The organism is Arthrobacter sp. M71 S08, from assembly GCF_059089725.1.
In genome coordinates this window covers 124,520-143,738 of record NZ_JBNHEY010000009.1, presented here as the reverse complement: position 1 = coordinate 143,738, position 19,219 = coordinate 124,520, and the positions used below count along the sequence as shown (strand labels likewise).

Here is a 19,219-nt window from a genome sequence, read left to right as displayed (position 1 = left end):
CCCCCCCCCCCCCCCCCCCCCCCCCCCCCCCCCCCCCCCCCCCCCCCCCCCCCCCCCCCCCCCCCCCCCCCCCCCCCCCCCCCCCCCCCCCCCCCTTTTTTATGTTCCGCCGGTCCGGCCGCGCCTGTGTGTGGCGTTTCTCTCATTCTGCACCAACGGGGGTAACAAAGTGGGTGGTCCAGCGCCGCAAACTACACTTAACACAACTCCTGAACGACACACTTCGAACACTTCTGCCCAACGCACTGCGAAGGATCTCCCGTGGAAAAACCAGTAGTTCTCCTTGCTGAAGAGCTCTCGCCGGCAACCGTGGACGCGCTCGGACCGGACTTCGAAATCCGTCAGACCGACGGAGCCGACCGGCCCAAGCTGCTTGCAGCCATCGCCGACGTGGACGCTATTCTCGTGCGTTCCGCAACTCAGGTGGACGCCGAGGCGATCGCAGCAGCGTCCAAACTCAAGGTGATCGCCCGCGCCGGCGTTGGGCTGGACAATGTTGATATCAAGGCAGCCACGCAGGCCGGTGTGATGGTGGTCAACGCACCGACCTCCAACATCATCTCCGCTGCCGAGCTCACCGTCGGCCATATTCTCAGCCTCGCCCGCCACATCCCGCAGGCCAGCGGCGCGCTGAAGGGCGGCGAGTGGAAGCGGTCCAAGTACTCGGGCACCGAACTTTACGAGAAAAAGGTCGGCATCATCGGGCTCGGCCGTATCGGCGCGCTGGTCGCAGCGCGCTTGCAGGGTTTCGGCACCGATATCCTCGCCTATGACCCGTACGTCACCTCCGCCCGCGCCGCACAGTTGGGCGTACAGCTCGTAACGTTGGACGAGCTCCTGACGGAGTCGGATTTCGTCACCATCCACATGCCCAAGACGCCGGAGACTGTGGGCATGCTCGGAGCCTCCGCCTTCCAGAAGATGAAGGGCAGCGCCTACGTGGTCAACGTGGCCCGTGGTGGACTCGTGGATGAAGAGGCGCTCTACAGTGCCCTGAAGGAAGGGCAGATCGCCGGTGCGGGAGTTGATGTCTTCGTCAAGGAGCCCAGCACCGACCTTCCGTTCTTCGAGATGGACAACGTTGTGGTCACGCCCCACCTCGGCGCGTCTACGGCCGAAGCCCAGGAGAAAGCCGGCATCTCGGTAGCCAAGTCGGTCCGCCTTGCCCTCGCAGGTGAGCTCGTGCCCGACGCCGTCAACGTCGCGGGCGGCGTCATCGCGCCGGACGTGCGCCCCGGCATCCCGCTGATGGAGAAGCTTGGACGCATTTTCACCGCCCTGACCCACGACTCGCTCACGCAGATCGAGGTCGAGGTAGCGGGAGAAATCGCGTCGCTGGACGTGAAGGCACTGGAACTGGCCGCGTTGAAGGGCGTTTTCACCGACGTCGTCTCCGAGCAGGTCTCCTACGTCAACGCACCGGTTCTCGCTGAGCAGCGGGGCATCAACACCCGCCTGGTCACAACAGACCAGTCGGAGGAATACCGCAACGTACTGACGATTCGCGGCGCGTTGTCCGATGGTTCCCAGATCTCGGTGGCCGGTACCCTCACCGGACCGAAGCAGATTCAGAAACTGGTGGGCGTCAACGGCTATGACCTCGAAATCCCCATCAGCGAACACCTTCTGGTGATCCTGTACCAGGATCGGCCGGGAGTGATCGGTACCCTCGGCCAGGTGCTGGGGGAGCGCGGTATCAACATCGCCGGCATGCAGGTTGCCCGCAGTAAGGAGGGCGGCCAGGCGCTCTCCCTGCTCACCGTGGACAGCTCTGTGCCCCAGGACGTTCTTGAGAACCTGAAGGAAGCGATCGGAGCTTCGGTCGCCCGCGAGGTGGATCTGCAGGACTAATTCGTCCGCAACTCTCAATCAGCGGCGTCCGCGCGTTCTTCGCGCGGGCGCAGCCGTCGTTTAGGCCCCGGTTCGTCTGCCGGCTCAGGGCACGGCCGGCCAGGCGACGGTTGCCTCGATGCTGTCCGTGGGCAGTGGCCCGAAAGCGCGCGAATCCACCGACTCGGCACGGTTATCGCCCATGACGAAGACGTGGCCTTCGGGCACTGTGACAGGCCCGAAGTAAGTACCGTCAATACGCGAATGGTCAACGAACGGTTCCGACACCGCGGTGCCGTCGATGTAGAGCCGTGCGTCCCTGATGGCGACCGTCTGTCCACCCACGGCCACAACCCGCTTGAGGACTGTCCCCGCCTCGATCGGAGCCTGGAATGAGACCAAAGAGCCTTCAGTCACTTCTCCATGCCGGTAGAGCAGGACGATGCTCCCCTCGGCGACGGTTGGTTCCATGCTTGAGGACGAGACCCAGAGTGGCTCGATAACCCACAGCCGCAGCGCGACCAGCAGGAATGCCACTGCCGTAAAAGTAACCAGCGGGCGACGCAGCGCCGTGCTGATGGAAGAACTGCGTGTGGTCATCACCACGTGGTTGCCCATAAATCCCACTCCGGTCGGTCGACTGGTTAGATGATCCACCCCTTTGCTTGGGGAAACCCTGACCCTCCCAAGAAATTCATAACGCTCGTACGAAACTCTTGCGGCACCGGCGGAAGTCCGCCGGCCAGGTCTTGGGAGGAATTATGGGAAAGGCACCACACGGCTCGGAGGAGCACCCGGCTGCGCAGACGCGGCTCTGGGCGTTCCCGTTCAGGCGCACATTCGCGGCACTCACTTCACTGGTCATGCTCACGGGCATCGGCCTGCCCCTCGTTGCTGCACCCGCGCAGGCGGCGCCGGTGGGCCAGGGATTCAACGTGACGTCCTCGGACCTGGCGTTCATCCTGCGCCAGATCAAGATTGCTGAGGCGCACGTCCGCAATACCACGTCAGAAACGGGACCCTGCGGCGCCCTGCTCGGCACCGCGCCCGACCAGGTACCGGGACCCCTGGTCTCCTACGGCCTTCGCACCGTAGACGGATCCTGTAACAACCTGCAGGCCGAGCGCGAGAATTTCGGTGCCTCAAACCACCCGTTCCCCCGTATGACTACGCCGGAGTTTCATGCCGCCGAAGATGGAGCGATCATTCGCCAGCCCGGACAGACTACCTATGACGGCATCGGAAACGTGGTCGACTCGCAGCCCCGCGTTATCAGCAACCTCATCGTCGACCAGACCTCGACCAATCCCGCAGCCGTCGCCGCGGCCCTGTATCCAGTGCGAAGCCAGGGCAACGAGGGCGTTGTCCCGTGTGACGCCGAGGGACTGCCAGAGGGGTGCGTGCCCGCCGGAGAGACCCTCTTCATCCCGAACATCACCACCGACGTCGGGCTTTCACCGCCCTACAACTCGCTGTTCACCATTTTCGGGCAGTTCTTCGACCATGGCCTGGACCTGGTCAACAAGTCCGGAAGTTCTGTCTTCATCCCCCTGAAGGACGACGATCCGCTGATTCCCGGAGCCGACGGCAAGTTAGGAACTGCCGACGACCTTCCAGCCCGCATGCGTTTCATGGTGCTCACCCGGGCAACCAACCAGCCTGGCCCGGACGGGCAGCTTGGTACCGCCGACGACGTCCGCGAGGCGACCAACCGGACCAACCCTTATGTCGACCAGTCACAGACCTACAGCTCGGACCCGTCCCACCAAGTGTTCCTGAGGGAGTACGCCAATAATGCCGCCGGGAAGCCGGTGTCCACGGGAATCCTCCTGGAATCGGCGGACGGCGGCATGGGAACCTGGGCGATGCTCAAGGCACAGGCCGAAACGAAGCTGGGCCTGAAACTGGTTGATTCCGATGCCCTGAGCATTCCGATGATCGCCGTCGACCCGTACGGGAAGTTCATCCCGGGCCCGGCACGCGGACTGCCCCAGTACGTAACAGCTGACGGCCTGGTGGAGGGCAATGTTGCCGCTCCCGTCCGGGTTCCGGACAATGCTCTCCGGATCAACGAGGCATTCCTGGACGACATCGCGCACAACGCTGTGCCGAAGCCGGGGTTGACCGCCGATGCTGACGATGTCATCACTCCTCCCGGGGCGCCGGGAAGCACCTACGACGACGAGATGCTGAATGCACACTTTGTCGCCGGTGACGGCCGGGTCAACGAGAACGTGGCACTCACCATGATCCATCAGGTCTTCCACTCTGAGCACAACCGCATGGTGGACGACATCAAGGCCACGCTGGAGGCGGACACTTCATCCCGGGGCGTTGCCGCCCTGGCCGAATGGAAGAGCGCAGCCGGCGCTGACGGATGGAACGGTGAGCGCATCTTCCAGGCAGCACGGTTCGTGACCGAGATGGAGTACCAGCACCTGGCGTTCGAAGAGTTCGCACGCAAGGTGCAGCCCCTCATCGAACCCTTCGGCACCTACCACGACGACGTCAACCCGGCCATCACGGCAGAGTTTGCCCACGCGGTCTACCGCTTCGGCCACTCGATGCTGACAGACACTGTTTCGCGGACCAATGTCGACGGCTCAACCAACGACGTTCCGCTACTGGATGCTTTCCTGAACCCACCGGAATACTTCAACGGCGGGAGCGCGGGGACACTGAAGCCCAAGGAAGCAGCCGGGGCCATCGCCATGGGAATGTCCGACCAGGTGGGTAATGAGCTCGATGAATTCACCACGGACACTCTGCGCAACAACCTCCTGGGACTGCCGCTGGACCTGGCCGCCATCAATATCGGCCGCGCCCGGGAAACCGGCATCCCATCCCTGAACAACCTGCGCAAGCAGCTTTACAACACCACCAACGACGGACAATTGAAGCCTTACACCAACTGGATCGATTTCGGTCTGAACCTGAAGCACCCTCAGTCGCTGGTGAATTTCATCGCTGCTTACGGGCAGCACCCAACCATCATCGATGCCACCACTTTGGCCGACAAGCGGGCAGCCGCCACCCTCCTGGTGAAGCCGCCTATCGACGCTGCCGAGGGCACAATCCCCGCGGACGCCGCGGAGTTCATGGGCTCAACCGGAGCATGGACGAATGATGCGGGCGTGTCAAAGACGGGCCTGGACAAAGTGGACCTGTGGGTGGGAGGACTTGCCGAGCGCACCAATCTCTTCGGCGGGTTGCTCGGGCCGACCTTCAACTACGTCTTCGAGCAGCAGATGCTCGACCTGCAAAGCGGAGACCGGTTCTACTACCTGGCACGAACGGGCGGCATGAACCTTCTCTCCCAGCTGGAGGGTAACTCGTTCGCCGAAATAATCATGCGCAACACCAGCGCCACAGCCATGAAGGCTGATGTCTTCGGGACCTCCGACTGCAAGTTCGAACTCGGTCGGCTGCAGTTCAGCGGCACAACGGTGCTGGACGACCCGCTCTCGCAGTGCAACGAAGAAGCGCTATTGATCCGGATGCCCGACGGCACCATCCGTTACCGCACCACCAACTCCGTCGATCCGGCCGGCATCAATGGCCAGAGTGTTTACAACGGCACGGCTGAGGGTGATCGGGTGTGGGGCGGCGTCGACAATGACACCTTCCTCGGGAACGAGGGCAATGACGTCATTGAAGGCAATGACGGCGGCGATACCGCTCTCGGAGGAGAGGGCAACGACATCATCACCGACTCGGCCGGCGACGACGTCCTCAAGGGCGGACCCGGTAACGACGCACTCGACGCAGGTCCCGGCCTGGACCTGATTCTCGGAGGTGACGGCAAGGACTTCATCAATGGGGGCGCCAACACGAACAGCGTCTTCGGCGGCGAAGGCGATGACTTCATCATCGCCGGGGGTGGTAACGATATGGCCCGCGGTGACTCCGGGAGCGACTGGCTGCAAGGCGGTGAAGGTGCTGACCTGTTGATGGGTGACAGCGGCGCTCCGTTCTTCGACGATCCGAATGATTCCGGACATGATGTCCTGATTGGCGGGAACGGCGACGACGACTACGATGCCGAAGGCGGCGACGACATCATGCTCGCCGATCCGGGAATCGAGCGGAATGCCGGTGCAGCCGGTTTCGACTGGTCCAGTCACCAGTTCGACCCGCTGGCGGCAAACGCCGACCTGACCCTCAAGTTGCTCGGCGTGCCGTTGCCGGTAGACGTCCTGCGGGACCGGTACTCGGAGGTGGAGGCGCTCTCGGGCGCAGGGAAGAACGACGTGCTCCGCGGCGACAACGTCGTCCCAAGGCTTGTCGAGGGCGAAGGCTTCTCCGGGAACAACTGGCTTGACGCCGAAGGTGCGGCACGGATAAGCGGCCTCGCCGAACTGCTTCCCGCCGGCGCAACGGATAACGGAGGCGTCTGGGGTGAAGGCAATATCATCCTGGGAGGTGGAGGCAGCGATCTCCTCGAGGGCCGCGGCGGCAACGATATCCTCGATGGGGACAAGCAACTGCGCGTGCGGCTTAGCGTTCGTACCGACCCTGCAGATCCTGCGACGGAAATCGGCAGTGCCCAGGCAATGGACAAGCCATACCTGTCAGGCAGCTCACGGACCCTGCAGGCTGCGGTCTTCGCCGGTGCCGTCGATCCTGGAAACATCGTCATTGTCCGGGAAATCGTCGACGGTGGCACCGGCAGTGATATCGACAGTGCCGTCTTCTCGGACCTCGAACAGAACTACACCGTCACCACCGTTCCATCCGGTGCGGCTCTGGGGGCTCCGGGCAGCGTCACCACGGTGACCCACCTCGGTGACGACCCGGATGCGCTGCCGGAACTCGGGGAGGGAGACGGCATTGACACCCTGCGGAACATCGAAAAGCTCGTGTTCGCTGATTCTGTGGCACCCGGCGTGCCGCAGCTCGCCGCAGCAACCGCGGGTGACCGTTCAGTCAGCCTGGAATGGAAGGCACCGGCTTCTCCTGTCACCACCTACGAAGTGCGCGCGGTGGACGCCAACGGAGCCCCGGTCGGAGCACTCCGGCAGATCCCCGGCAACCAAACCACCACGGTTGTGAATGACCTGACCAATGGGCAGGCATATCGCTTCCAAATACGCGCTTCCAACGAAATCGGAACTAGTGCGTTCTCGCCACTGTCCGCCCCTGTTGTCCCGGACGTCGCGCCAAACGCACCGGCGGATGTGACGGGTGTCGGAGGCAACGGCGTCGTCAGTCTCTCGTGGACCGCGCCGACTGCCAACGGTGGCACAGCCCTTACGGGATACAAGGTGCAGGTGCTCGCCGGAGAGACCCTCATCCAGACCATTCCCCTCACGGGGACAGCGACGACCACGGAGGTTACCGGCCTTGCCAACGGCACGGCTTACAGCTTCAGGGTCCTTGCGGTCAATGCCCACGGTAACGGTGCGCTCTCGGCGGCTTCGGCTCCAGTCACGCCGATGACTGTTCCGGGCGTTCCCGTGGTCGGTGCGGTGAGCGCGGGGAACGCATCGGTAACAGTGAACTGGACGGCACCCGGAACCGACGGCGGTTCTGTCATCACCGGTTACGCAGTCCAGGTAATCGGTGCTGATGGACAGCCGGTAGGAGCCCTCCGGACAGCCGGAGCGGACGCCACAAGCCTTGAAGTTTCCGGCCTCACCAACGGAACGGAGTACCGATTCCAAGTGAGGGCTGTAAACGTCCTCGGCGCCGGCGAGTTCTCGGCTGTCTCCCAGCCCGCTACCCCTGTCAGTACCGAACGGAAGGAAGACTTCAACGGTGACGGAATCGGCGACCTGGTTGCGCGGGACACCAGTGGGCGACTGTGGCTCTATCCCGGAGACGGGGCAGGGCGTCTCCAGACCCGATCGCTGTTCGGAACCGGCTGGCAGGGAATGCGGAGCATCATCGCTACCCCCGACTTCAGCGGTGACGGCAACGCGGATATCATCGCCTCCGATTCCACCGGCAGGCTCTGGCTCTACCGCGGCAACGCCGCAGGCAAGCTGCAGTCAGGGGTCCAGATCGGAAACGGCTGGAGCGGCTTCACCCTGACCGCCCCGGGCGACTTCAACGGAGACAAGCGTTCCGACCTGCTGGCCCGGGACTCGTCCGGCAGGCTCTGGCTCTACCCGGGCAACGGAACCGGCGGATTCCAGTCACGCACCGCGGCAGGCAGCGGCTGGAATGGCTTCCAGATGGCCAGTACCGGGGACTTCAACGGAGACAGCCGCTCGGACGTCATCGCATCCGACAGCACGGGGCGGTTGTGGCTGTACCCGGGGAACGGCACCGGTGGTTTCCAGGCCAGGAGTCAGTTCGGCAGCGGCTGGGGCGGGTACACCCTGATCGGCATGGGCGACCAGACCGGCGATTCCCGCTCGGATCTCGTGGCACGGGACTCCGCGGGAAGGCTGTGGCTCTACCCCGGAACCGGAACGGGGCGGGTGACGACCCGTACTCAGATCGGGAGCGGATGGGGGTCCTTCCTGATCGCGTGAGTCGATAAACCGGTTCAACCAGGAAAGGACCATGGCGGGTAGCTTCGGCCACCCGCCATGGTCCTTCCCATTGTGCATCGGATTCTGTCGCCGCCGCCGCCGCAGGCAGCTCGGCTGCCACCCGGCTGCTCTTCGACCGGCACGTAGAAGCCCGGGAGTCCCGGCTTGCGGCTCGTCGGTGGTGCGGGCACCTGCGGCACTGCGCAAGGCCCCTGGAGCACCGCGCAGGGGTCCCTGGAACGGGACAGCGCCATGCAGCGCGCGAAACGTACTCAGGCAACCATTCAATAGTCGGATGGCCACGAGCGGGATCTTCCGGGCACACCAAAAAGGGTTCCCGCCCCTGGGCAGAAACCCTCTCAGTGTCCCTCTGCGCTCGGTCCGCGCCTGCCCGCCCCATCCGCGGGCGGGCACGGCCCGGGAAGTTCTAGGCTCCGGCCATCGCCCGCACGAGGAAGGAGTTGATGACGTGAGTAGCTTCCCGCAGGGACTGCCGGACAACCTGCGGGGATGCTGCTGCCGCAACCGGGGCAGCTGTCCTGCTGAGCTGGCTGTGGAGAACAAGCAGCGCGGACAGAACGTCGGACAGCTCCCCTTCGCTCTCAGCGGTAGCCTGCAGGAGTCGCGCGTGCGCGGCCTTCAGTCCGGGTCCGGGCGCACAGCCCAGCTCCCGAACCATGGTCCGCCGGCACTTCTCGTAGCTTTGAAGGCCTTCGGCGTACCTTCCCGAGCGCTCGAGGCCCGCAACACGGACCAGCCAGGCCCGCTCGTTCAGCGCGTCCATGCCGAGGGCTTTCTGCGCCCATTCGATCGACTCTGGCACGGCGCCGAGCTCTGCGGCCGTCTCTGCCGCCAGGACAGTCGCTTCGAGGACTCGGGAGGTGTGGAGTTCCCGCTCATCCTCTGCCCATGCCGGGAGCAGTTCGTCACCGAGCAACGGTGCTGTCGCGAGTGCGAGGGCCTCGTGGAGCAGTTGGAGCGAAGTTTCCGGTGCGCTCTGCTGTGCCTGACGAAGAAGCTGGTCGAAGCGGAACACGTCCAGGTCCACCATGGTGGCGTCCATGACATATCCGCCCGTGGTGGTACGCAGGGGTCCCTGCTTGCCGCTGCCGGGCTGGATGTTCCGCCGAAGGACGCTGACGTAGCTTTCAAGTGTGGGAAGCGCTTCTGCCGGTGCGTGCCCTTCCCAGAGGACCTCGATGAGGCGGTCCTTTGAAACGGGGGTGCCGAGGCTCAGCAGGAGGATTTCCAGGATCTGGCGCGGCTTCGGACCGCCGAGGGTCCGGGCGGTCAGCACGGTGTCGCCGCGCCGGATTCGAAGGGAGCCGATCAGCTGGACGCTCAGGAATGCCGGCACGCCTGGCGCATCCGCCGGGGTACCCGAGTGCGACGGTGAGAATGTGTCTGACTGCAACATGAGCGAGACCTCGTCTTTCTTGCTTGTGATGACGAGATCAAACCTAGGGATCGAAGAAACACGGATCACGAGTAGGGTCTACCCGAAAATATGCCCCCGATCCGAGAGGGTTCGGGGGCACTACTCGAAAATCCGAGAGTATCGAGCCGGGTAGTTACCCGAGTGGCGGATACGGCTACTCAGTACACTCACTGACCCGCTGTGTGGTGCTCGGTTCCCAGCGAAAGCCGGGTCTCGCCGTCGTCGCTGAGTACCAGCGCAAGGGCTTTGTTGGGGATTTCGAAGACCAAAGTGGCGTCGATGGTTTCACCCTGCTCGGCGGTGTGCTCGGACGGTGACGCCCAGATGATCCGCGGTTCGCCGGTGCCAAGCCCGTCAATGAAGTAGTCCGATGCCCTGAACGTAATCCCGTCCGGTTCCAGCGCCGTCAGTTCGAGCAGCACGCGCACCCGATGAGCGCCGTCGGGCACTTCGGTCTGCAATGCTGCTCCGTTGGCGGGAGGCTCCCATCCGTCTGTCTCAAGAGGCAGGATTCCGTTGATGCGGGCGAGTCCGCCGTCCACCGTGTCCGATGCGCCCAGCATGGTGGGCGGTTCCTCCTCCACGCTGTTCGTGAGCACCCATGTTGTCCCGCCCATCACGCCGATCAGAAGCGCGGCGGGGACAAGTATCCGGTGCCGGGGGACGGTCCGTGGGCGCGGAATGGGGCGGTCATCGAGCTGGTGTGCCATGCAAGTAGTGTTCGGTTCCCACCATGGGAAAACCATGATCGCGGGTACCCCCGACGCAATGATGCGACAACCCAACCACGGCAGGGTAACTTTCTAGGGTGAGTTCTGCGCAGAAACCCCCTTTCTACATCACCACGGCCATCACCTATCCGAACGGCGTGCCCCACATCGGGCATGCCTATGAGTACGTGGCTACCGACGCCATCGCGCGGTTCAAGCGGTTGGATGGTTACGACGTCATGTTCCTGACGGGTACTGACGAGCACGGCATGAAGATTGCCCAGACGGCCGAGAAAGAGGGAATCACCCCCAAGCAGCTCGTGGACCGGAACGCCGCAGTCTACAAGGCTGCTCACGCCGATCTCGCGATCACGTACGACCGTTTCATCCGCACAACGGACGAGGATCACTACGCCGCCTCCCAGGACATCTGGCGGCGGATGGAGGCCAACGGCGACATCTACCTCGACAAGTACGCCGGCTGGTACTCCGTGCGGGATGAGGCCTACTACACCGAGGAAGAGACTGAGCTCCGCGAGGACGGCATCCGCTACTCGAAGGACACCGACACGGAGGTCACCTGGACGGAGGAGGAGAGCTACTTCTTCCGGCTGTCCAGCTACCAGGACCGGCTTCTCGCGCTGTACGCGGACCAGCCCGAATTCGGCGCACCCCAATCCCGGTTCAACGAGGTCATCAGCTTCGTGAAGCGCGGCCTGGACGATCTCTCGATCAGCCGCACCACCTTTGACTGGGGTGTACCGGTGCCCGGCAACCCCAAGCACGTCATGTACGTGTGGGTGGACGCGCTCACCAACTACCTCACCGGCGTCGGGTACCCCGACACCGAGTCTGAGTCCTTCCGCAAGTACTGGCCGGCGGACGTCCATGTGATCGGCAAGGACATCTCCCGCTTCCACGCTATCTACTGGCCGGCGTTCCTGATGTCGGCAGGCATAGAGCTGCCCAAGCGTGTGATGATCCACGGCTTCCTTCACAACAAGGGCGTGAAGATGTCCAAGTCACTCGGCAATGTGATTGCGCCGAAGGACTGGATGGAACAGTATGGCCGCGACCAGATCCGCTTCTTCCTGCTCCGTGAGGTGCCCTTCGGCGCGGACGGTTCCTACAGCCACGAGGCGATCGTCAGCCGCATGAACTCGGACCTCGCAAACAATCTGGGAAACCTCGCCCAGCGGTCCCTATCGATGGTGGCGAAGAACTGCGATGGACTGGTGCCGGCGCCGTCGTCGTTAACGGATGCCGACCAGCGCATTCTCGCGGCCGCGAATACGCTGCTCGAGTCCTGCCGCGCCGCGTATGAGAAGCAGGAACTCTCCCGCGCCCTGGAGGCCATCTGGACGGTGCTCGGCGATACCAACGCGTACTTCGCCGAACAGCAGCCGTGGGTGTTGCGGAAAACGGACCTGGACCGCATGAACACCGTCCTTTACGTGACGTTGGAAATCCTCCGCATCGTGTCGATCCTGGTGCAGCCGGTAATGCCCGACGGCGCCGCGAAGCTGCTCACAGCCCTGGGACAGGGCACCGAGGACGACGACGCCGCGCGCCGGTTCGATGCACTCGCCGCACCGCTCGTGGTGGGAATCGCGCTGCCGGCGCCAACCCCGATCTTCCCGAAGTACGAGGAGCCGTCCGAGTCCTGATCGGCTTGGCCGGACACACTGTGTCCTGCCAAGCCGACGCAGTTCAGGAACGGAAACGCTCCGCCGCCGTGGACACCATGATGGCGGCAACCTCCTGCTGTTGTCCGCGTGCCCGATCGGCGAGCTCCTTGAGGTGATCGCGGTCGTACCCGGGGAAGGACCAGCCGGCGTCCAGCAGGACCAGGAGCGTTTCCCAGAGTGCCTGCTTGCCGCGGACCAGGCTCTGCAGCGCCTCCAGTTCAAGCTGCGCCCCAGGCCCCTTCTCGGATCTGCGCGCGTTGAGCGGGTTCAGGCGCGCCGCGACTGCGCCCAGATGCGCGAAACCCATCTTGAAGGTGTTCGGACGGTGTCCCAGAGCCTTGAGCGAGCGAAGAAGCTCGGAGCGCTCGCTGTCGATCTCGTCGTGGAGACGGGCAAGGGTGCGCCCGTGCGGCGTACCCTTCCATGTCTGCGCGGCTGCATCGAACAGGCGTACTCCGCCCGTCGCTCCGAGGAAATGGTCCTCAAGATAGCGGAACATCCACTGCGGTTCTGCCTGAGCGGGTTTTTTCACCGGTCCTCCTGTTCACTTCACGGCCCGCGCTCGCGGACCGTGAAGCAATCCTTGCAGGTCAGCCCTCCATGGCCAATCCCTGAACCGGGGACAGCCGGGCAGCGCGTCGTGCCGGCATCACCGATGCCGCGAGGCCTGCAACATTGGCGACGATGAGCACACCCAGCAGTTGCAGCCATGGAAACGACGGCGTCACTGTTGCCATTGCCCCCAGCGCAGCCTGGGCACCCAGCCAGCCGTAGAGCATCCCGAGCCCAATTCCGATCATGGCCGCCACGCCGGCGATCAACAGGGCTTCAACGGCCAGCATGCTGCGCAGCTGGCCTTTGGTCAGCCCAAGTGCGCGCAGCAGGGCCGACTCCCGGGTGCGTTCGAGTACCGACAGGGACAGGGTATTGGCCACCCCGATCAATGCAATCAGGACGGCGACGGCGAGGAGGGCCGTGACCACGAGTAGGAGCACATCGATGATCTGATTGAACGTTGCACGCTCGAGTGCGGCTCCTGAAACGAGGTATTCGGAGAGCCCCAGGGCGTCGACGATCTCAGTACGCAGTTGAGTGATGTCGCCGGAACTCAGAGAATCGTCCAACTTCATCCAGAGCATGTCCGGAGCGCCGTCGAGATCCTGCGTAATGCCCAGGCTCTCCGCCGTCGACTCTGTGATGAGCGGCACGAGAGTACTGCTCTCAGCCTCCACCACCGGAAGCGTCTGTTCCGAGAAGGAACCCTGGACCGTGAGTTCAGTCGGGCCTGTGCCGTCGGGCATGATCACGGCATCCTCCCGCGGGTATGCGGTCGGGGAACGCAGGACCGCTTCCGCCTCAGCTGTCGAGAGCGTATAGACAGCCTGAGCACCGGTGTCCTCGCCCGTCTGCGCGACGGGGGTGGGCCGGACAACGGCTTCGACACCTTCCATTGCCAGCAGCAGGTTCGTCGCCTCCGCCGGGTGCTCGCCCTCGAGCGTGACGGCCAGGTCCACGGGATAGTTCTGCGCCAGGGCATCATCGAAGGCGGTACGGGAAGTCTGCGCTCCGGCCATCATCATGCTGACGAGAGTGACACCGACAATGAGGGCAGTCGCAGTGGCCGTGGTCCGGCCAGGATTGCGTACGGCGTTGACCGCCGCCAGTGTTCCAGGTACGCCGAGCGGCTTCGCCAACCCGCCCACCTTCGTGACCAGTGCCGGGACGAAGAGACCGGCGCAGAGCAGCAGCCCGAGGAACGACAAAGCGCCGCCAGGCAGGGCAATGAGCAGGTTGGCGGTGATCGCGCCCACGGCGAGGAGCAGGCTTCCACCGACGAGCATCACCACCCCGAACCCCAGCCGGACACGCCCGCGACGGGTAGTGATCCCCGCATAATCTGCCGGACGAAGGGCGGCCAGGGGTGCGACCGCGGTCGCCGCTCGGGCGGGTACCAGTGCAGCAGCAAGAGTCATCGCAATGCCCACCACCATGCCGATGACCACGGCGGACGTCGGCACGGCGAGCGTTGCAAATTCGCTGCCGGGAACAGCGCGCGCAATCGATACCAGGGTCCACATAACGCAGGCGGCCAGCAGCACCCCGAGCGCAGAGGCGACAGTTCCTACTATGGCCGCCTCGATGAGTACGGAGCGCCGGATCTGGCCGCGGCCGGCCCCGATGCAGCGCAACAGCGCCAGTTCGCGAGTTCGCTGGGCGACGAGCACCGAGAAGGTGTTGGAGATAACCAGCGCGGTGACGATGACGGCGACCACCGCAAAAGCCAGGAGAATGATGGTCAGCTGATCCTGCCCGCCGGACAGGGCTGCGACATCCTCGGTGGTCTGCTCTGAGGCGGTGAGTACCGAAGCATCGAAGCCTGCGTCGTTCAGGGTCGGGTGAAGGGCTTTGCGGACCTGGGTCTCATCAGCGCTATCGCTCAGGGCCAGCTGGAGCCGGGCGGGAGCAGCGTCGACCGCGAGTGCTGAGACCAGGGAATCGACTGCGTGCACCTGGATCATTCCGGACGCGAACGGGTGACGGGACGGCTCGCTCAACCCGACCACGGTCAACTGCACACCGGCAGAGGCGACGTTCTCGGCGGGCGTTCCCTCGCCCAGCGCGGCGCCCTCGACGATGTCACTGACCGACAGGCCGAGCTGCGCGGCTGATTCCGAGTCGATGATGATCTCGACGTCCGACGTCGGAAGCCGACCCTCCTCGACTTTCAGAGATTCCAGCGCAGGCGAAGCGAGCGTCGCGATGGAGGCGACGTTTGTCCTGGATGAGGCGGCGAGGGCAAAGACCCCCTGCGTCTCTGCATGGACGTCCTGGACGCCAGGGACGGCTTCCACGCGTTCAGCCACATCGGCAGGCAGGGTATTGCCGTTTGCATCGGAGACAACCAGATCAGCCCTGGCGTACTCGGTACCGATGCTGTTCTGCAGGGTGGCGGTAGTGGTTCCACCTACCATCAGGGTCGCGGCGAGGAATCCTACGCCGAGCATGACGGCAAGACCGACGGCGATGTAGCGGCGGGAGTGCCTCGCAACCTGGGAAAGGGCAACAGTGAGCACGTTCAGGCTCCCAGCTGCGAGAGCGCGGCGAGGATTGCGTCGGGCGTGCTCCGCTCGAGTTCCCCGACCAGGGCGCCGTCCTGCATCAGGATCACCCGATCGGCATACGACGCGGCCACCGGATCGTGAGTGACCATGATGATGGTTTGGCCCATCTCCTGGCTGCTGCGCCTCAGGAGTGCCAGCACTTCGGCTCCTGAACGCGAGTCCAGGTTTCCGGTCGGTTCATCACCGAAGATGACATCCGGTCGTGTCAGCAGGGCCCGGGCCACCGCTACACGCTGTTGCTGTCCTCCAGAGAGTTCATGCGGACGGTGATTGAGCCGGTCCGTCAGGCCGAGGACAGTGCAGATCTGTTGCAGCCATTCGCGGTCCACTTTCCCTCCCGCCAGGGCTACCGGGAGGGTGATGTTCTGTTCTGCAGTGAGGGTTGGAATGAGGTTGAAGGACTGGAACACGAAGCCCACGCGGTCTCGACGTAACCGCGTCAGCTCGGCGTCGTTCAGACCCGTGATGTCCGCTCCGCCCAGTTGAATACGTCCGGAGTCCGCTGTGTCCAGTCCGGCAAGGCAATGCATCAGGGTGGACTTCCCGGAACCGGATGGGCCCATGATCGCTGTGAAGCGTCCGCTCGGGAACGTGACCGTTACATCGCGCAGCGCGTGCACGGTTGTGTTGTCCCGGCCGTAGGACTTGTTGAGGGTTTCGGCAGCAACCGCTGCCACGGAGACGGACGACGGCGCGGTGGCCGTTGAAGGATTCGGTGTCATGGTTCCAAGCTAGGAAGTGCACGGGTGCCTGCGGATCGGACTAGGGAAGGTTCCTGGAGATTCCGGTCTCCTACCTGAGGATGAGGTGGACGGGCGAACGGGATGAGGAGATCAAGGCCGAACGACGCCGGCCTCATAGGCCAGCACTACGGCCTGCACCCGGTCCCTCGCGCCTAGCTTGGCAAGAATATGCCCGACGTGGGTCTTCACTGTCGCCTCCGACAGGAACAGGTCTGCGGCGATCTCCGTGTTGGACCTTCCCTGCGCAATCAGGGTGAACACCTCGCGCTCGCGGGCGGTGAGGGATCCCACCACGGTTCTCGCCCGTTCGTTCGCTGCAGACGTTGCCCGCAGCAGCGGCGCAACGTGCTCCAGCAGTCTGCGTGTGGTCGACGGTGCAATGACACCATCGCCGCGGTGAACCGTCCGTACCGCTTCCAGAAGTTCCTCGGGAGGTGCGTCCTTCAGCAGGAAACCGCTGGCTCCGGCCTGGATCGCAGCAAGCGCGTACTCGTCGAGATCAAAAGTAGTCAGGACGATGATGCGAGGGCCAGGCTCCTGCGCCCGGGCGAGGATGCGTCGGGTCGCCTCGATACCGTCCATGCCCGGCATCCGCACGTCCATGAGTACGACGTCGGCTGCCGTGGACGCCAGCACGGAGACCGCCTCCGTGCCCGTAGCGGCCTGACACACGACGTCCAGATCCGGTTGCGAGTTGATCAGCATCGAAAAGCCGCTGCGGACGAGATGCTGGTCATCGACCAGTGCGACACGGATGGTTGCGGTGGTCAACGGGGTATTCATTCAGGCCTCTGTGTAGGGGATATGCGCGTGGACGCGGAAGCCGCCGCCGGCGAGCGGACCGGTTTCCACAGTCCCATCGTAAAGTTTCAGCCGCTCCGTCATGCCCCTGATGCCCTGACCCGAGCTGTTGCTCCCCATGTCGTTCCCCATGCCGTCGGATGCGGCGCCGCGTCCGTCGTCATCGATTCTCACCTCAAGGCCTTTACCTGTCCAGGACAGGGCAACATATGCCGATGCGCGGGGGCCGGCATGCTTCAGCACGTTCGTCAGGGCCTCCTGAATCACCCGGTAGACGGTGAGTTCCGCGCCGGCGGGGAGCTGTCGCCGGGGCGTGCCGAGGTGCGTCAGTGCCACATCGAGCCCCGCTTGCCTCACCGTTTCGATCAGGGCGGGAACCTCCGCCAGAGTCGGCAGCGGGCGGGTGGGGGCGTCGCCGTCGTTTCTCAATACGCCCAGCAGTCGCCGCATCTCGCGCAGCGACCCCCTACCGGTTTCCGCGATGGTCCCCAGCGTGGATGCCGCGACGCCCGGGTTGGCGGCGCTGGCGTAACGGGCGCCGTCGGCCTGCGCAATCATCACCGACAGGGAATGGGCGACGATGTCATGCATCTCGCGGGCGATGTGGCTGCGTTCGTCGGCGGCGGCGAGGTCACGCTCCTGCTGTCGTTCGATTTCCAGCCTGCGCGTTTTGTCCTCGAGCGCCTGCAGCGTGAGTCTGCGGCTGCGGGCAAGATCGCCGAAGGCCCAGCAAAGCAGCACCACAGCCACCGCGAAGAAGATGTACAGCGCGAACAGGGGGAGTTCCGCGATGCCTGTCTCGTACTGGTTCAGCCCGAATTGAGCCACGCCGGCCACCATGCCGAAACTCGCGACGCCCAAGCCGCCGAGGCTAGCCCAGCGCGGGGCGTGCGCCGCCAGGGCGTACACCATGACGAGGACGCTCAACTGCGCAGGGACCGGCGGCTGATTGATCAGCAGCTGGCCGACGGATACCGCGGCGACCGCGGACGCAGCAGCGACTGTCCGCCGTCGTCGCCACGCCAGGGGGATTACCAGCGCCGTCGACACCACAAATTCCAACGGCGAACCGGTGAGCGTAAACGGCAGGGCCAGGAGGAGGAATGCTGCTCCCGCCACAACGAGGTCGACTGTGCCGTGGTTCTCCCGTAGCCAGGTGGCCAACCGGTGGTGCGCATCCATAGCTACCAACTCTAGGGTGGGCCGAAAGCAGCGGACATCGCCCCACGGGTGGAGTTGTTACCTTCACCGGATCGAAGCGGCCGCGATTGGGGGCCGGCAACTGTCTCAACATACGAACCGGAATTGTCCGTGATGCGGGATGGTTGCCTACGCTAATCCCATGACTTCATCCAGCATCAATGTGGCAGTTATCCCCGGGGACGGCATCGGACCGGAGGTCATTACCGAGGCGGTTAAGGTGCTCCGCGCGGCAACGTCCGCCGCGGACACGGAATTGAGCCTCACAGAGTACAAGCTCGGTGCTGAGCACTGGTTGGCCACGGGAGAAACGCTCCCCGAGGAGACCCTGAACCGACTGCGCGGACACGACGCCATTCTGTTCGGTGCCGTCGGCGCTGCCCCGGGAGATACCCGCATTCCGTCCGGCCTCATCGAGCGGGAGATGCTGCTCAAACTACGTTTCAGCCTCGACCACTACGTCAATCTGCGTCCGTCGAGGCTCTATCAAGGCGTGGTGAGTCCCCTCGCGAATCCCGGCGAGATCGACTTCGTGGTGGTCCGTGAGGGCACCGAAGGCCCGTACGTGGGTAACGGCGGGGCACTGCGTACGGGCACCCCGCACGAGATCGCGACCGAGGTGTCGGTGAACACAGCCCATGGTGTCGAGCGGCTGGTCCGTGACGCATTCCGCCGGGCCAATGATCGTCCCCGGAAGCACCTGACCCTGGTACACAAGCACAACGTCCTGGTGCATGCCGGCCACCTGTGGAAGCGCACCGTCGAAGCTGTCGCCGCAGAGTACCCGCAGGTCACTCATGACTACCTCCATGTGGATGCGGCGATGATCTTCCTGGTCACCGACCCGACACGCTTCGACGTCATCGTGACCGACAACCTCTTCGGCGACATCATCACCGATCTGGCCGCAGCCGTTACCGGCGGAATAGGCCTGGCAGCGTCCGGCAACATCAACATGGACCGCACGGCGCCCTCCATGTTTGAACCGGTGCACGGCTCCGCCCCGGACATTGCGGGACAGCAGAAGGCAGACCCAACGGCGGCGATTCTCTCCGCAGCGCTGCTATTGCAGCACCTGGGCTTCGGCGAGCAGGCGGCACGGATCGAGCAGGCAGTGGAGAACGACGTCGCCACCCGGTCCGGTGCACCGCGCACCACCGCGGAGGTCGGCGATGCGATTGCCGCCGCGGTGTCCTAAGCTGGTTAGG

The 19,219-nt window shown here is 64.3% G+C and carries 12 protein-coding genes; 4 read left to right on the top strand and 8 right to left on the bottom strand.

The features are described from left to right. Window positions 1–261 precede the first annotated feature (261 nt). Window positions 262–1,851, top strand: coding sequence for a phosphoglycerate dehydrogenase (gene serA, locus AC5RTB_RS15710; RefSeq protein ID WP_494061982.1), 1,590 nt, complete (start codon window positions 262–264; stop codon window positions 1,849–1,851). Between the two features lie 84 nt (window positions 1,852–1,935). Here the strand turns inward: serA and lepB are convergent, their stop codons facing one another. Then, a complete protein-coding gene (gene lepB / locus AC5RTB_RS15705; protein WP_494061981.1) occupies window positions 1,936–2,448 on the bottom strand; it encodes a signal peptidase I in 513 nt (170 codons plus the stop codon). 143 nt (window positions 2,449–2,591) lie between these two features. Between lepB and AC5RTB_RS15700 the strand changes: the two genes are divergently transcribed. After that, the gene (locus AC5RTB_RS15700) at window positions 2,592–8,309 is read left to right on the top strand and encodes a peroxidase family protein (RefSeq protein ID WP_494061980.1); all 5,718 of its coding nucleotides are present in this window, start codon (window positions 2,592–2,594) and stop codon (window positions 8,307–8,309) included. 427 nt (window positions 8,310–8,736) lie between these two features. On the opposite strand, the gene AC5RTB_RS15695 is transcribed toward AC5RTB_RS15700, so the two are convergent. Both AC5RTB_RS15695 and AC5RTB_RS15690 read right to left on the bottom strand, forming a co-directional pair. Next, window positions 8,737–9,726: an AfsR/SARP family transcriptional regulator gene (locus tag AC5RTB_RS15695; protein WP_494061979.1), complete on the bottom strand. Its 990-nt coding sequence runs from the start codon at window positions 9,724–9,726 to the stop codon at window positions 8,737–8,739. Window positions 9,727–9,914: 188 nt separating this feature from the next. Continuing rightward, on the bottom strand, window positions 9,915–10,457 hold the full coding sequence (locus AC5RTB_RS15690) for a hypothetical protein (RefSeq protein ID WP_494061978.1): 543 nt from the start codon (window positions 10,455–10,457) through the stop codon (window positions 9,915–9,917). A gap of 98 nt (window positions 10,458–10,555) precedes the next feature. Here AC5RTB_RS15690 and metG point away from each other — a divergent pair, with 98 nt between their 5' ends. Beyond that, entirely contained in the window at window positions 10,556–12,124 is a 1,569-nt protein-coding gene (metG, locus tag AC5RTB_RS15685; protein WP_494061977.1) for a methionine--tRNA ligase, read from the top strand. A 43-nt stretch (window positions 12,125–12,167) separates the two neighbouring features. Here metG and AC5RTB_RS15680 read toward each other — a convergent pair whose 3' ends face one another. From AC5RTB_RS15680 to AC5RTB_RS15660, 5 genes are all read right to left on the bottom strand, one after another. Then, window positions 12,168–12,677 (bottom strand): hypothetical protein, encoded by a 510-nt coding sequence (locus tag AC5RTB_RS15680; protein WP_494061976.1) that lies wholly within the window; start codon window positions 12,675–12,677, stop codon window positions 12,168–12,170. A 58-nt stretch (window positions 12,678–12,735) separates the two neighbouring features. Then, complete coding sequence (locus AC5RTB_RS15675; protein WP_494061975.1) at window positions 12,736–15,219, bottom strand: FtsX-like permease family protein; 2,484 nt, start codon at window positions 15,217–15,219, stop codon at window positions 12,736–12,738. A 2-nt stretch (window positions 15,220–15,221) separates the two neighbouring features. Next, window positions 15,222–15,989: an ABC transporter ATP-binding protein gene (locus tag AC5RTB_RS15670; protein WP_494061974.1), complete on the bottom strand. Its 768-nt coding sequence runs from the start codon at window positions 15,987–15,989 to the stop codon at window positions 15,222–15,224. 111 nt (window positions 15,990–16,100) lie between these two features. Further along, window positions 16,101–16,793 carry a response regulator gene (locus AC5RTB_RS15665; protein WP_494061973.1) on the bottom strand — a complete coding sequence of 231 codons (693 nt, stop codon included), beginning with the start codon at window positions 16,791–16,793 and terminating at the stop codon, window positions 16,101–16,103. Then, entirely contained in the window at window positions 16,794–17,993 is a 1,200-nt protein-coding gene (locus AC5RTB_RS15660) for a sensor histidine kinase (protein ID WP_494061972.1), read from the bottom strand. 160 nt (window positions 17,994–18,153) lie between these two features. Between AC5RTB_RS15660 and AC5RTB_RS15655 the strand changes: the two genes are divergently transcribed. Next, a complete protein-coding gene (locus AC5RTB_RS15655; RefSeq protein WP_494061971.1) occupies window positions 18,154–19,209 on the top strand; it encodes a 3-isopropylmalate dehydrogenase in 1,056 nt (351 codons plus the stop codon). The last annotated feature ends 10 nt before the right edge of the window (window positions 19,210–19,219 follow it).

What these genes read in the sequence shown, in the direction of transcription:
- lepB (WP_494061981.1), bottom strand. Translation starts at nt 2,448, where the DNA reads ATGGGCAACCACGTGGTGATGACCACACGCAGTTCTTCCATCAGCACG.
- AC5RTB_RS15700 (WP_494061980.1), top strand. Translation starts at nt 2,592, where the DNA reads ATGGGAAAGGCACCACACGGCTCGGAGGAGCACCCGGCTGCGCAGACG.
- AC5RTB_RS15695 (WP_494061979.1), bottom strand. Translation starts at nt 9,726, where the DNA reads ATGTTGCAGTCAGACACATTCTCACCGTCGCACTCGGGTACCCCGGCG.
- AC5RTB_RS15690 (WP_494061978.1), bottom strand. Translation starts at nt 10,457, where the DNA reads ATGGCACACCAGCTCGATGACCGCCCCATTCCGCGCCCACGGACCGTC.
- AC5RTB_RS15670 (WP_494061974.1), bottom strand. Translation starts at nt 15,989, where the DNA reads ATGACACCGAATCCTTCAACGGCCACCGCGCCGTCGTCCGTCTCCGTG.
- AC5RTB_RS15665 (WP_494061973.1), bottom strand. Translation starts at nt 16,793, where the DNA reads ATGAATACCCCGTTGACCACCGCAACCATCCGTGTCGCACTGGTCGAT.
- AC5RTB_RS15660 (WP_494061972.1), bottom strand. Translation starts at nt 17,993, where the DNA reads ATGGATGCGCACCACCGGTTGGCCACCTGGCTACGGGAGAACCACGGC.
- AC5RTB_RS15655 (WP_494061971.1), top strand. Translation starts at nt 18,154, where the DNA reads ATGACTTCATCCAGCATCAATGTGGCAGTTATCCCCGGGGACGGCATC.